We start from the raw sequence: 13,189 nt of genomic DNA, 5'->3' as shown, positions 1-13,189 counted from the left end.
AAAAGGGCCCGCACCCCCACCCCGGCGGCAGCCGGAACAGGGGCGCGGGCCCTCCCGCAGTGTCAGGTCGTGCGGCGGCGACGACCCCCCGGTCGTCTCTCCGACGGCCGCGTCACATGCTCGCCCGCCTCCAGCGCCGCACCCCGCCTCCGCGCCCCGAACTCCGCGAGCGCCTCGGCGAGCCGATGCACCGACGGCTCCGGCGACAGCACGTCCACCCGCAGCCCGTGCTCCTCCGCCGTCTTCGCGGTCGCCGGACCGATGCACGCGATCACGGTGACGTTGTGCGGCTTCCCCGCGATCCCGACCAGGTTCCGCACCGTCGAGGACGACGTGAACAGCACCGCGTCGAACCCGCCGCCCTTGATCGCCTCACGCGTGTCCGCCGGCGGCGGCGACGCCCGCACGGTCCGGTAGGCCGTGACGTCGTCGACCTCCCAGCCCAGCTCGATGAGGCCCGCGACCAGCGTCTCCGTCGCGATGTCCGCGCGCGGCAGGAACACCCGGTCGATCGGGTCGAAGACCGGGTCGTACGGCGGCCAGTCCTCCAGCAGACCCGCCGCCGACTGCTCACCGCTCGGCACCAGGTCGGGCTTCACACCGAAGTCGACCAGCGCCGCCGCGGTCTGCTCGCCGACCGCCGCGACCTTGATGCCCGCGAAGGCACGCGCGTCGAGCCCGTACTCCTCGAACTTCTCCCGGACCGCCTTGACCGCGTTCACCGAGGTGAAGGCGATCCACTCGTACCGTCCGGTGACGAGCCCCTTGACCGCCCGCTCCATCTGCTGCGGCGTCCGCGGCGGCTCCACGGCGATCGTCGGCACCTCGTGCGGCACCGCGCCGTAGGAACGAAGCTGGTCGGAGAGCGACGCCGCCTGCTCCTTGGTCCTCGGCACGAGCACCTTCCAGCCGAACAGCGGCTTGGACTCGAACCACGCGAGCTGGTCGCGCTGAGCAGCCGAGCTGCGCTCACCGACCACGGCTATGACGGACCGGTGCCCCTCGGGCGAAGGCAGCACCTTCGCCTGCTTGAGGGTCTGCGCGATCGTGCCGAGCGTCGCGGTCCAGGTCCGCTGACGGGTCGTCGTACCGGCGACCGTCACGGTCAGCGGGGTGTCGGGCTTGCGGCCCGCGGCCACCAGCTCGCCCGCCGCCGCGGCGACGGTCTCGAGCGTGCTGGAGACGACGACCGTCCCGTCGCTGGCGCCGATCTCGGTCCAGCACCGCTCACTCGCGGTACGGGCGTCGACGAACCGGACGTCCGTGCCCTGGGCGTCGCGCAGCGGTACACCGGCGTACGCGGGTACGCCCACCGCGGTGGCGACACCGGGCACGACCTCGAAGGGAATTCCCTCCGCGGCGCAGGCCAGCATCTCCTGACCTGTGTCGGTGTCCAGTCCCGGATCACCGGTCACGGCACGGACGACCCGCTTGCCGCCGCGCGCGGCCTCCATGACAAGATTGGCCGCATCCCTGAGTACGGGGATTCCGGCGGCTGTTGACGCATCGTCAACAACCGTCAGTTCAGGCGTGCTCACGCTCGCCCGCGCATGGCCGCGTACGACGTCGAGTACATCCGGCTCGGCGATCAGTACGTCGGCTCCCGCGAGTGCCTCGACGGCGCGCAGTGTCAGCAGTCCGGGGTCGCCGGGACCGGCGCCGAGGAAAGTGACGTGCCCGTGTGCCGAGAACGCCGAAGTCGGATTGGCGATGGGGCTCAAAGTGCTCGCTCCCCCATAAGACCGGCCGCACCCTTGGCGAGCATCTCGGACGCGAGTTCGCGACCGAGCGCGATGGCGTCGCCGTGCGACGTGGGTACGGGACCGGTGGTGGACAGCTGCACCAGCGTCGAGCCGTCGGTGGTGCCGACGACGCCGCGCAGGCGCATTTCGGTGACAACCTGTCCGTCGGCCAACAGGTCGGCAAGCGCACCCACAGGTGCGCTGCAGCCGGCCTCCAGGGCGGCGAGCAGGGAACGCTCGGCGGTCACGGCGACCCGGGTGTACGGGTCGTCGAGCTCGGCGAGTACGGCGGCGAGTTCCGCGTTCTGTGCGGTGCACTCGATCGCCAGGGCCCCCTGGCCGGGGGCCGGCAGGACGAAGTCGACCGACAGGAAGTCGGTCGCCTCCTCGATCCTTCCGATGCGGTGGAGCCCGGCGGCGGCGAGAACCACCGCGTCCAGCTCCCCGCTTCGTACGTATCCGATCCGGGTGTCGATGTTGCCCCGGATCGGCACGGTCTCTATGCGCAGGTGGTGCGCGCGGGCGTATGCGTTCAGCTGCGCCATCCGCCGCGGCGAACCGGTGCCGATGCGGGCACCGTCGTTCAGCCGGTCGAAGGTCAGTCCGTCGCGCGCCACCAGCACGTCCCGCGCGTCCTCGCGCCGCGGCACGGCCGCGAGCGTGAGGTCGTCGGGCTGCGTGGTGGGCAGGTCCTTCAGCGAGTGAACGCAGAAGTCGACGTCACCCCGCAGCAGGGCGTCCCGCAGCGCGGTGACGAAGACCCCCGTACCGCCGATCTGCGCGAGATGCTCACGGGAGGTGTCCCCGTACGTGGTGATCTCGACGAGCTCGACGGCACGGCCGGTCAACTGGCGCACCGCCTGAGCCACTTGCCCGGACTGGGCCATGGCGAGCTTGCTGCGCCTGGTCCCGAGTCTCAGTGCCCTCTCGGTCATACTCGCCCTCGGTTCTTGACGTCTGCGTCATTCATGTCGGCCCGGCTGACGGAGGCGACCGTCTCCGGGTCGAGGTCGAAGAGCGTCCGCAGTGCGTCGGCGTATCCGGCGCCGCCGGGCTCGCTGGCGAGCTGCTTGACGCGCACGGTGGGCGCGTGGAGCAGCTTGTCGACGACGCGGCGGACGGTCTGGTTGATCTCGGCGCGCTGCTTCTCGTCGAGACCGGTGAGCCGCCCCTCCAGGCGCGCGATCTCACCGGCGACGACATCGGCGGCCATGGTGCGCAGCGCGACGACGGTCGGCGTGATGCGCGCGGCCCGCTGGGCGGCACCGAACGCGGCGACCTCGTCGGACACGATGCTGCGCACCTGATCGACATCGGCGGCCATCGGGGCGTCGGCGGACGCCTCGGCGAGCGATTCGATGTCGACGAGCCGCACACCGGGGAGCCGGTGGACGGCGTGATCGATGTCCCGCGGCATGGCGAGATCGAGCAGTCCGATACGCACCGCGCCGTTGGTGCGCACGGGTGCGGGGTTGCGCGGCAGGGTCCGCTCGGCGTTCTCCATCCAGGCGCCGTGCTGGGCCAGCGTCTCCGCGACGTGCAGCTCGTCCAGTCCCACGGGACAGACGGCCTCGCCGCTCGCGGACCCGGCCTGCGTCGCGGCATCGGGGGCAGGGACCCGGGGCTCGGCGCCGACGGTGAGGTCCGCGACCCGCCCGTCCCGCGCGGCGAACTCGGCCAGCCGCGCGACCAGGCTGCCGTCGGGCGCGCGCAGGTCCTGGACCGCCGACGCGGCGTCCGCGCCCACCGGCACCACATGCTCGGCCAGCGCGGTCGCGACCGACTCCGCCGTCAGGACGAGACCGGTCGCTCCGGTGCAGGACACCACCGCATCGGCACGTGTCAGTTCGTCGGCGACCGCAGCCATGGGCACCGCCCGCGCGGTCACCCCGCCCGTCTCCGCGAGCACGGAGGCCAGTCGTTCAGCGCGGTCCAGCGTCCGGTTGGCGACGACGAGCTCGCCCACACCGAGGCGCGCCAGCGTCGTCGCGGCGAGCGAGGACATCGAGCCGGCGCCGATCACCAGCACCCGCTTGTCCGCCGCCCACTTCTCGACGTCCGCGCCCTCCGCGAGCTGCTCCAGGCCGAAGGTCACGAGCGACTGCCCGGCCCGGTCGATCCCGGTCTCGCTGTGGGCGCGCTTGCCGACCCGCAGCGCCTGCTGGAACAGGTCGTTGATCAGCCGCCCGGCGGTGTGCAGTTCCTGCCCCAGCGCCAGCGCGTCCTTGATCTGGCCGAGGATCTGCCCCTCGCCCACGACCATCGAGTCCAGCCCGCACGCCACCGAGAACAGGTGGTGCACCGCACGGTCCTCGTAGTGCACGTACAGATAGGGGGTGAGCTCCTCCAGCCCCACCCCGCTGTGCTGCGCGAGCAGGGTGGACAGCTCGGCCACACCCGCGTGGAACTTGTCCACGTCGGCGTAGAGCTCGATGCGGTTGCAGGTGGCCAGCACCGCGGCCTCCGCCGCCGGCTCCGCGGCGAGCGTGTCGTGCAGCAGCTTGACCTGCGCGTCCGCGGACAGCGACGCCCGCTCCAGCACGCTGACCGGCGCGCTGCGGTGGCTCAGTCCGACGACCAGGAGGCTCATGCCGGCATCACGGCGGGCATGTCCCCGTCGGGTCCCTTCCGGCCTGCCGCGGCCTCGGCCTCCTCGCCGGCCTTCCGCTGCTCGTGGAAGGCGAGGATCTGCAGCTCGATCGAGAGGTCGACCTTGCGCACATCGACGCCGTCGGGCACGGAGAGGACGGTGGGGGCGAAGTTGAGGATGGAGGTGACACCGGCGGCGATCAGCCGCTCGCACACCTGCTGGGCGGCACCGGCGGGCGTGGAGATGACGCCGATCGACACACCGTTGTCGCTGATGATCTTCTCGAGCTCGTCCGTGTGCTGGACGGGGATGCCGGCGACGGGCTTGCCGGCCATCGTCGGGTCCGCGTCTATCAACGCGGCGACCCGGAAGCCACGGGAGGCGAAGCCGCCGTAGTTGGCGAGCGCGGCGCCGAGGTTACCGATACCGACGATCACCACGGGCCAGTCCTGCGTGAGCCCCAGCTCGCGGGAGATCTGGTAGACGAGGTACTCCACGTCGTAGCCGACGCCCCGGGTGCCGTACGAGCCGAGGTAGGAGAAGTCCTTGCGCAGCTTCGCCGAGTTCACGCCCGCCGCGGCCGCCAGCTCCTCGGAGGAGACGGTCGGCACGGAACGCTCGGACAGCGCCGTGAGGGCGCGGAGGTACAGCGGAAGCCGGGCGACGGTGGCCTCGGGGATTCCTCGGCTACGGGTCGCCGGTCGGTGATTTCGGCCAGTTGCCACGGTGCTCCTGCGGGATGAGCGAGGCTGCAGGCGGCCGTGTGTTCCAAGACCGCCCCGTCGAATGCAGGCTATGTCTTTGTGAACGCGTGCACAAAGATGGTGTCCGTTTTGTCCGCGCAAAGTGACCGGGGTCACGCATTTCGCGCGCGTGAACCTGGAACCTCGAACCGCATCGGCCCGTTGGGGCTCCGAAGGGGGCAAACCCGTACACACTCCTCACGTATACGCCCCGAGACCGTCTACTGTGCCCTGTCCCCCTCGCGTCCCGATAGAGCCGTGACAGTGCCGGAACACCCGCCGAACAGCCCCCCGCGGCCGTGCGCGGCGCCGCAGTCGGCCATAAGGGGGAGTCAGGCCCCCAGCGCGCGCCGCAGCCGCCCCGGGTCCACCCTCCAGAACGTGTGCTGCTCGCCGTCGACGAGCACCACCGGGATCTGCTCCCAGTACGCCCGGTGCAGCGCCTCGTCCTGGGTGATGTCCTTCTCCTCCCACGACGCGCCCGTCTCGGCGCACACCTCCTCGACGACCGCCCGGGCGTCGTCGCACAGATGACACTCCGGTTTGCCGATCAGCGTCACCACTCGCTCGCCGGGCTTCTTCTTCGCGCGCCGCAACAGAGGACTCATGGAGCCATTCTCCGCCCGTGCACGGCCTGCCCGGTCCCCCGCGCCGCGCCCCCCGGCAGAGCGGCATCACCCGTTTAACAGAGCGGTCGCGCAGAGTTCACGCCATGGCACACCGGCGTGTCGGGAAGTCCCGAACAGACTGGCTATGCTCACGCCATGGCCGCACTGGGATGGCTCACCCCCCGTAGGCGCTCCGCCACCGCAAGGAGCGTGCTCGCCGGCGAGGCAGCAGCCGAGGCAGCGCGCAAGACGTCGCAGCAGCTCGACGAATTCGGCACGCTGGACGGCTTCGCCCCGCCCGCCGAACCCGACTTCCCCGTCCTCGGGGACGATCGGGCCGCCGCCTTCTTCGACCTCGACAACACCGTGATGCAGGGCGCCGCGATCTTCCACTTCGGCCGCGGCCTGTACAAGCGGAAGTTCTTCCAGCGCCGTGAGCTGGCCAGATTCGCCTGGCAGCAGACCTGGTTCCGGCTCGCCGGGGTCGAGGACCCCGAGCACATGCAGGACGTCCGCGAGTCCGCCCTGTCCATCGTGAAGGGGCACCGCGTCTCCGAACTGATGAGCATCGGCGAGGAGATCTACGACGAGTACATGGCCGACCGCATCTGGCCCGGCACCCGCGCGCTCGCGCAGGCGCACCTGGACGCGGGCCAGAAGGTCTGGCTGGTGACCGCCGCCCCGGTGGAGACCGCGACGATCATCGCCCGCCGCCTCGGCCTGACCGGCGCACTGGGCACGGTCGCCGAGTCCGTCGACGGCGTCTACACCGGGAAGCTCGTCGGCGAGCCGCTGCACGGCCCGGCGAAGGCCGAGGCGGTCCGCGCCCTGGCCGCGGCCGAGGGCCTGGAGCTCGCCCGCTGCGCCGCGTACAGCGATTCGCACAACGACATCCCGATGCTTTCGCTCGTCGGGCATCCGTATGCGATCAATCCGGACACGAAGCTGCGCAAGCACGCACGCGAGCGCGAATGGCGACTGCGTGACTACCGCACCGGCCGCAAGGCGGCCAAGGTCGGCATCCCGGCGGCGGCCGGCGTCGGCGCCATCGCCGGTGGTACGGCCGCCGCGGTCGCCCTGCACCGCCGCCGCCGCTGACACGCAGAGCGACGATCCGGGACGCTCCCGGCCGCAGGGAACAGGCTGCGGCGCACCCTGCGATGAGTCATATCGCGAAGCTTTTCGATCAACAAACGTTCACGATCTGCTACTTGAACCGCCACCGAGGCGTAACAGAAGCGACGGAAACGATGATTTGAGCAACTGGGTGTAGCACTGCCTGTACGAAGCGTTATTCTCCTCAAACGCATACGGGAACCCACCAGTCGCCACGACGGGTGAACATTCCCGCACTGCACGTGATGGAAGCTCTGCCTCTGGGAGTCCCGTGTACCCACACGTCGGGGTTGACGCCTCGGGCCTGGCTACGCTCCGCGCGGCGGTCCTCGACCACCTGCGCGGTTTCGTCCCCACCGCGTACGCCGGCCCCGCCCTTGCCATGCCCCGCCTCGCCACCAGCGGCCCCGCCGCTCCCTGCTACGCCCTGGCCGACGGCCGCGCGGTCGGCAGACGGAGCAGCCGGGGCGGCTCCGGCGCCTCGACCACCGCCCGCCGGCCCAGCGCCGACAGCGACAGCGCCCGCATGATGGAGCTGGTCGAACGCGCCCAGGCGGGCGAGGCGGAAGCATTCGGCCGTCTCTACGACCAGTACAGCGACACTGTCTACCGCTACATCTACTACCGGGTGGGCGGGAAGGCGACGGCGGAGGACCTCACGAGTGAGACGTTCCTGCGGGCCCTGCGCCGAATCTCCACCTTCACCTGGCAGGGCCGCGACTTCGGGGCCTGGCTGGTCACGATCGCGCGGAACCTGGTCGCCGACCACTTCAAGTCCAGCCGCTTCCGGCTGGAGGTCACGACCGGCGAGATGCTCGACGCCAACGAGGTCGAACGCAGTCCGGAGGACTCCGTCCTGGAGTCCCTGTCCAATGCCGCGCTGCTGGAAGCCGTCAAGAAACTCAATCCTCAGCAGCAGGAATGCGTGACTCTGCGCTTCCTGCAAGGCTTGTCGGTCGCGGAGACCGCCAGGGTGATGGGCAAGAACGAGGGTGCGATCAAGACCCTCCAGTACCGTGCCGTACGCACCCTGGCCCGCCTCCTGCCCGACGACGCCCGCTGACCGACCCCAACTCACAATCGGTGACGCCACGATGACGCACTGGTCCGATCATCTTTCGCGCGTAACCCAAGTGCCGCGACGCTCGTTGTGCGGGATGCAGGCTCCCTGTGGTCACGCCGTGCCCGCAGCCACTCACTCGATCGTGTGGTTGCGCTCAAGGTGTGCAACCTTCCGGACCCCGAGGGGAGTCGACCGTCATGACGAGAGGAGGTGCCGCCAGTGATCGCGAACGTTTCGGCGCACCGGCGGGCGAACGCCTTCGCCCAGGCCTTGGAAGATCAGGCGGCCGAGCAGCCGGATGATGCGGTCGAACCGACCGAGCACGGACGGCTGTTGGCGCTGGCGAACGGTCTCGGCGAGCTGCCGGGACCGGTAATGGATCCCGAGGTCAAAGTGGTGCAGCGAGCGCAGCTCGTAGCCGCCATGGAAGCCATGCTCCAGGAAGGCACGGCCTCGGGAGGCAGGTCCGCGGGCCCTACGGTGCCCGAGCAGCGGACGACCGGCCGCGGCGCCCATCGGGCTTCCCCGCTCCGGAAATTGCGACCACGCTCCCGCTGGTCGAAGGGTCTCGCGGCCGGCGGTCTGACCGTCGGTGTCGCCGCGGGAGCCTTCAGCGGAGTGGCCGCTGCCAGTTCCGACGCCCTTCCAGGTGACACGCTGTACGGGCTGAAGCGCGGCATGGAGGACATCCGGCTCGGTATGGCGGAAGGCGAGTCCGACCGCGGCGAGCTGTACCTCGACCAGGCATCCACCCGGCTCAGTGAGGCCCGCCGCCTCATGGAGCGCGGACGGGCGGGCGCCCTGGACCACGAATCACTGGGCGAGGTCCGCCGCGCCCTCACCGGCGTGCGGCACGACGCGGGCGAGGGCCACCGGCTGCTCCACGAGGCGTACGAACGGGACGGCTCGCTCGGACCGATCCAGAAGCTCAACTCGTTCTCACGCGCCCACCGTGACGCGTGGAACGGGCTGCGGGACCGGCTGCCGGCCCAGCTGACCGATGTCGGCGACGACGTCAACGACGTCTTCGACGCCATAGACCAAGAGGTCGAGCCGCTTCAGTCGCTGCTGCCCCGCGCCCCGGAGCAGAGCCGTGGCGGCGGTCAGCGTCCCGGAGCCTCCTCGCAGGACTCGGACCGCACATCGAGCCCGGGCAGCAGTCGTACGACACCGTCCGCGCCGGGCACGGGCGAGTCCCGTCCGGGCGAGGCCGGCCAGCCGAAGCCCTCGGGTTCCGGTGAAGCGTCGGACGACGGTCTGCTCGGCGGTGACCCGGGCGATCTGCTCGACCCTCCGACGAACGGCGACACACCCTCGCCCTCGGGCAAGGACCCGTTCCCGCCGCAGCCGGACATCACCATCCCGCCGCTGCTGCCGGGAATCCTGCCGGGTCTCGGCCTGGAGGCCGAGGACGACAACTGACACACAGCAAGGCCGGAGGGGCTGGAGAAATCCAGCCCCTCCGGCATGTGCTGAGCCGAACGGCAGACGCTAGAAGAACACCGACCGCCGCTGCACCAGCAGCTTGTAGAGCGTGTGCTGGATCTGCTCCCGCACCTGGTCCGTCAGGTTGAACATCAGCATCGGGTCCTCCGCCGCCTCCGGCGGATATCCGTCCGTCGGGATCGGCTCCCCGAACTGGATCGTCCACTTCGTCGGCAGCGGCACCGCACCCAGCGGACCGAGCCACGGGAACGTCGGCGTGATCGGGAAGTACGGGAAACCCAGCAGCCGCGCGAGCGTCTTCGCGTTGCCGATCATCGGGTAGATCTCCTCCGCCCCCACGATCGAGCACGGCACGATCGGAGCCCCCGCCCGCAGCGCCGTGGAGACGAACCCGCCCCGCCCGAACCTCTGAAGCTTGTAGCGGTCGCTGAACGGCTTCCCGATGCCCTTGAAGCCCTCCGGCATCACCCCGACGACCTCACCGCGCTGAAGGAGCCGCTCGGCGTCCTCGGAGCATGCCAGCGTGTGCCCGGCCTTGCGGGCGAGTTCATTGACCACCGGCAGCATGAAGACCAGATCCGCGGCGAGCAGCCGCAGATGACGGCCCGCCGGATGGTTGTCGTGGACGGCGACCTGCATCATCAGACCGTCCAGCGGCAGCGTGCCCGAGTGGTTGGCCACCACCAGCGCTCCGCCGTCGGAGGGGATGTTCTCGATCCCCTTCACCTCGACACGGAAGTACTTCTCGTACAGCGGCCGGACCATCGACATCAGGACCTGGTCGGTGAGGTCCTCGTCGTAGCCGAACTCGTCGACCTCGTAGTCCCCGGTGATCCGGCGGCGCAGGAACGCAAGCCCGCCGGCGATCCGCCGGTCCCAGCCGCCGCCCCGCTCCACCGACGGCTGCACCGGCGGCTCCGGCTCGGCGGCGTCCGACGCCTTCAGCACCGGCTGCTGTGCGGGCAGCGGGCTCACGGGCATCTCCCGCATACCGCCGGGATCGGCCTTGCGCCGGCTCGTGCCGCCCGTGGGGCGCCGTCGCGCAGCACGCTGCGCGCTGCCGCGCGAACGGTCGTCGTCGAACGGAATGACCTTGGCGTCCGCCATCGTTGGCTGCGCTCCTTATTCGGCGTCGCTCTGAGTCGTCTGGGGGGAGGAGGCCGGACCGGCGGACCGGCCGGCGCCGACCGGCAGCGCCGCCGCCAATTGGTCCACGGCGTCCGCCAGGGCCTCCGGCGGCAGCAGCCCCGGCCCCCGGCTGCGGGCGAAGTCCGCGAAGGCCTCCGCGGTCGTGAACTTCGGCTGGAAGCCCAGGGTCTCGCGCATCTGCGTCGTACTCACCACCCGGCCGTGCGTCAGCAGCCGGATCTGCTCGGGCGAGAAGTCCGTGACACCGAGCGTACGCAGCGCGGAGCCGACCCAGGTGACCGCGGGCAGCAGAACCGGCAGTGTCGGCCGCCCGAGACGCCGTGAGCACTGCGAGAGCAGCAGCACTCCGTCGCCCGCGATGTTGAACGTGCCGCTGTTGAGTGTGCCGCGCCGCGGCTCGTCGAGCGCGATCCGCAGCACGTCGATCACATCGTCCTCATGGACGAACTGCAGCCGCGGGTCGTAGCCGAAGACGGTCGGCATGACGGGCAGCGAGAAGAACTCAGCCAGCGGGGAATCGGCGCACGGGCCGAGGATGTTCGCGAACCGCAGGACGCACACGGCGACGTCCGGGCGTCTGCGGGCGAACCCGCGGACGTACCCCTCGACCTCGACAGCGTCCTTCGCAAAGCCGCCGCTGGGCAGGGACTTGGGCGGTGTGGTCTCGGTGAACACCGCGGGGTCGCGGGGTGCCGAGCCGTACACGCTCGTACTCGACTTGATCACCAGCCGCTTGACCGTCGGCGACTTCTGGCAGGCCCCGAGCAGCTGCATGGTGCCGATGACGTTGGTCTCCTTGACCGTCGTCCGGCCGCCGGCGCCGAGCGGCGTACCGGTCACGTCCATGTGCACGACCGTGTCGACGTCGTGCTCGGCCAGCACCCGCGCAATGGCCGGCTGGCGGATGTCGGCGCGTACGAAGTCGGCACCGCCCAGATGGTGCTCGGGGTCCACCGCATCGACACCGATCACCCGGTCCACTCCGGGATCCCGGAGGATGCGCCGTACCAGCCGCCCTCCGAGCTGCCGGGCCACACCGGTGACGAGCACGACCTTGCCCAAGATCAGCGCCTTCCCTTAGGTCCACCCCACCCTTATCCGTCACCGTAGCGGTTCGGTGTTGCGCTGTGATGACCGCACGACGCTGTTTCGCCAGTGGACGCACCGCGGCCCCTCCACCGAAACGGTGGAGGGGCCGTGATGACACGTACAGCTGCCGTAACGAACTACTTCTTGTTACGACGCTGAACGCGGGTGCGCTTGAGCAGCTTGCGGTGCTTCTTCTTCGCCATCCGCTTGCGCCGCTTCTTGATAACAGAGCCCACGACTACCCTCGCTCACTTCTCTTCACTCGGTGCGGGGCGTCTGGGCCCACACGACCTACGTCGGCCTAGCCTACCCGCCATAACCCCGAGCTTGTAATCCGAGGGCAGCCGCCCTGCTCGGGCTACGCGGATTCCACCCCCACAAAGGACTCGCGGAGGTATTCGTGAACCGCTTGCTCCGGTACCCGGAAGGACCTCCCCACCCGGATGGCCGGCAGATGACCACTGTGCACCAACCGGTACACGGTCATCTTCGACACCCTCATCACCGAGGCGACCTCCGCCACGGTAAGGAACTTGACCTCGTTGAGAGGCCTCTCGCTGCCAGCAGCCATGACCCACCTGTACCTTCCGCACATGACGCACACCGGCTTCCCCTCCGGTGACTCTTCGTCGCTGTGCGCTCACTCCCCAGACTAGGGGCGGGTGGTGCGAGTGGGGAAGAGGAGCAGCGATCGGCCGCCTACTGTGACAGACACGCTCGATTGAGTACATAGCGCGTCAGCGGTAGGTAGTAATCGGACCGCACAGCGTCATCAAGCGGAACGACCACGGACACCTGCCCCTCGGCCTCCCCCACGAAGAGCGCCGGATCGTCGGTGTCGGCGAGCCCGATCGCGTCAATCCCCAGCTGACCTGCCCCGCAGACCCAGCCGTGGTCACCCACGACGAGGTCCGGCAGGGGCCCTTGGCCCTCCGCGACACCCTCCAGGGCGACCCGAACCGGCAGGGGGGAATGGGAGTGTGCGCCGGTCTCACTCGCGGCGCCCCGGGCGCCGGCCTCGCGCACCATCGCGACGCCCCGTACGTACTCAAGGTTGTACGTGCGTACGCCGAACCGGGTCGTTATGTCGACACATCGCCCCTGCGCGGGGGTGAGAACGACGCAGCCCGCCGCCGACAAAGCGTCTGCCAGCCCGGCGTAGAACCCGAGCAGCCGGTGCGGATGCCCGGTCCCGAGCAGCACAGCTCCCCCACGAGCAGCAACGGCACCGAGCCGTTCGGCGAAGGCGGCGAGTGCGGTCAGCGTCCGCTCGGGGTCGATGACGTCGGGCCCGTCGACACAGGAGGGATCGTCCGAAACACCACACCTGTCGGCCATCAGAGCGATCAACTCCCGCTCGCTCCAGTCCCGTTCGGGAAGGAGTCCGAGGGTGGCGCGGGGATCACGCGCGGCGAAGAGCCGGTAACTGCGCAGACTCGCCTCCCGCGACGTGGCGACGGACCCGGCCAACCGGGCCGCCAGAATATGCGCCCGCAGCGCTCCGGTACTCAACACGCTCCCGATGCTCCCGCAGCGGACGCGGGCCCGTACGAAAAGGAGGGAGTGACCGCACGGTTGGCGTAACGGGAGTAAGGGCGGACGGAGCAGTGCCGTACGGCCGCGCGGCCGCCACTCGGTGCCGC

General features: G+C 70.2%; 13 protein-coding genes. 3 read left to right on the top strand and 10 right to left on the bottom strand.

Annotated features, from left to right (window positions below):
* Positions 1-62: 62 nt before the first annotated feature.
* The 5 genes from OHA05_RS20490 to OHA05_RS20470 all read right to left on the bottom strand — a co-directional run bounded on the left by OHA05_RS20490 (position 63) and on the right by OHA05_RS20470 (position 5,683).
* Complete coding sequence (locus OHA05_RS20490) at positions 63-1,721, bottom strand: uroporphyrinogen-III synthase (RefSeq protein ID WP_313944887.1); 1,659 nt, start codon at positions 1,719-1,721, stop codon at positions 63-65.
* Positions 1,718-2,677 carry a hydroxymethylbilane synthase gene (gene hemC / locus OHA05_RS20485; protein WP_328861376.1) on the bottom strand — a complete coding sequence of 320 codons (960 nt, stop codon included), beginning with the start codon at positions 2,675-2,677 and terminating at the stop codon, positions 1,718-1,720. Before hemC ends, OHA05_RS20490 begins: the two co-directional genes overlap by 4 nt.
* Positions 2,674-4,332, bottom strand: coding sequence for a glutamyl-tRNA reductase (locus OHA05_RS20480; protein WP_313944889.1), 1,659 nt, complete (start codon positions 4,330-4,332; stop codon positions 2,674-2,676). Before OHA05_RS20480 ends, hemC begins: the two co-directional genes overlap by 4 nt.
* The gene (locus OHA05_RS20475) at positions 4,329-5,057 is read right to left on the bottom strand and encodes a redox-sensing transcriptional repressor Rex (RefSeq protein WP_142214354.1); all 729 of its coding nucleotides are present in this window, start codon (positions 5,055-5,057) and stop codon (positions 4,329-4,331) included. Before OHA05_RS20475 ends, OHA05_RS20480 begins: the two co-directional genes overlap by 4 nt.
* Before the next feature lie 350 nt (positions 5,058-5,407).
* On the bottom strand, positions 5,408-5,683 hold the full coding sequence (locus tag OHA05_RS20470) for a glutaredoxin family protein (RefSeq protein WP_313944890.1): 276 nt from the start codon (positions 5,681-5,683) through the stop codon (positions 5,408-5,410).
* Positions 5,684-5,839: 156 nt separating this feature from the next.
* On the opposite strand from OHA05_RS20470, the gene OHA05_RS20465 reads away from it, so the two are divergent.
* The 3 genes from OHA05_RS20465 (at position 5,840) to OHA05_RS20455 (ending at position 9,284) form a co-directional block, all read left to right on the top strand.
* The gene (locus OHA05_RS20465; protein WP_313944891.1) at positions 5,840-6,781 is read left to right on the top strand and encodes an HAD family hydrolase; all 942 of its coding nucleotides are present in this window, start codon (positions 5,840-5,842) and stop codon (positions 6,779-6,781) included.
* Positions 6,782-7,070: 289 nt separating this feature from the next.
* The gene (locus tag OHA05_RS20460) at positions 7,071-7,862 is read left to right on the top strand and encodes an ECF subfamily RNA polymerase sigma factor, BldN family (RefSeq protein WP_313944892.1); all 792 of its coding nucleotides are present in this window, start codon (positions 7,071-7,073) and stop codon (positions 7,860-7,862) included.
* 219 nt (positions 7,863-8,081) lie between these two features.
* Positions 8,082-9,284: a DUF5667 domain-containing protein gene (locus OHA05_RS20455; protein WP_328861375.1), complete on the top strand. Its 1,203-nt coding sequence runs from the start codon at positions 8,082-8,084 to the stop codon at positions 9,282-9,284.
* A gap of 69 nt (positions 9,285-9,353) precedes the next feature.
* Here OHA05_RS20455 and OHA05_RS20450 read toward each other — a convergent pair whose 3' ends face one another.
* From OHA05_RS20450 to OHA05_RS20430, 5 genes are all read right to left on the bottom strand, one after another.
* Positions 9,354-10,415, bottom strand: a complete 1,062-nt coding sequence (locus tag OHA05_RS20450; RefSeq protein WP_328861374.1) for a lysophospholipid acyltransferase family protein — start codon at positions 10,413-10,415, stop codon at positions 9,354-9,356.
* A gap of 15 nt (positions 10,416-10,430) precedes the next feature.
* Positions 10,431-11,519 carry an NAD-dependent epimerase/dehydratase family protein gene (locus OHA05_RS20445; protein WP_313944895.1) on the bottom strand — a complete coding sequence of 363 codons (1,089 nt, stop codon included), beginning with the start codon at positions 11,517-11,519 and terminating at the stop codon, positions 10,431-10,433.
* 164 nt (positions 11,520-11,683) lie between these two features.
* The gene (locus tag OHA05_RS20440) at positions 11,684-11,782 is read right to left on the bottom strand and encodes a 30S ribosomal protein bS22 (RefSeq protein ID WP_003948845.1); all 99 of its coding nucleotides are present in this window, start codon (positions 11,780-11,782) and stop codon (positions 11,684-11,686) included.
* A gap of 122 nt (positions 11,783-11,904) precedes the next feature.
* On the bottom strand, positions 11,905-12,117 hold the full coding sequence (locus OHA05_RS20435; RefSeq protein WP_014046653.1) for a helix-turn-helix domain-containing protein: 213 nt from the start codon (positions 12,115-12,117) through the stop codon (positions 11,905-11,907).
* 128 nt (positions 12,118-12,245) lie between these two features.
* Positions 12,246-13,061, bottom strand: a complete 816-nt coding sequence (locus OHA05_RS20430; protein WP_328861373.1) for a phosphatase — start codon at positions 13,059-13,061, stop codon at positions 12,246-12,248.
* Positions 13,062-13,189: the final 128 nt, after the last annotated feature.

Source organism: Streptomyces sp. NBC_00306 (genome assembly GCF_036169555.1).
GTDB lineage: Bacteria > Actinomycetota > Actinomycetes > Streptomycetales > Streptomycetaceae > Streptomyces > Streptomyces achmelvichensis.
The sequence above is the reverse complement of the archived record's forward strand: the minus strand, read 5'-3'. Positions and strand labels throughout refer to the sequence as shown.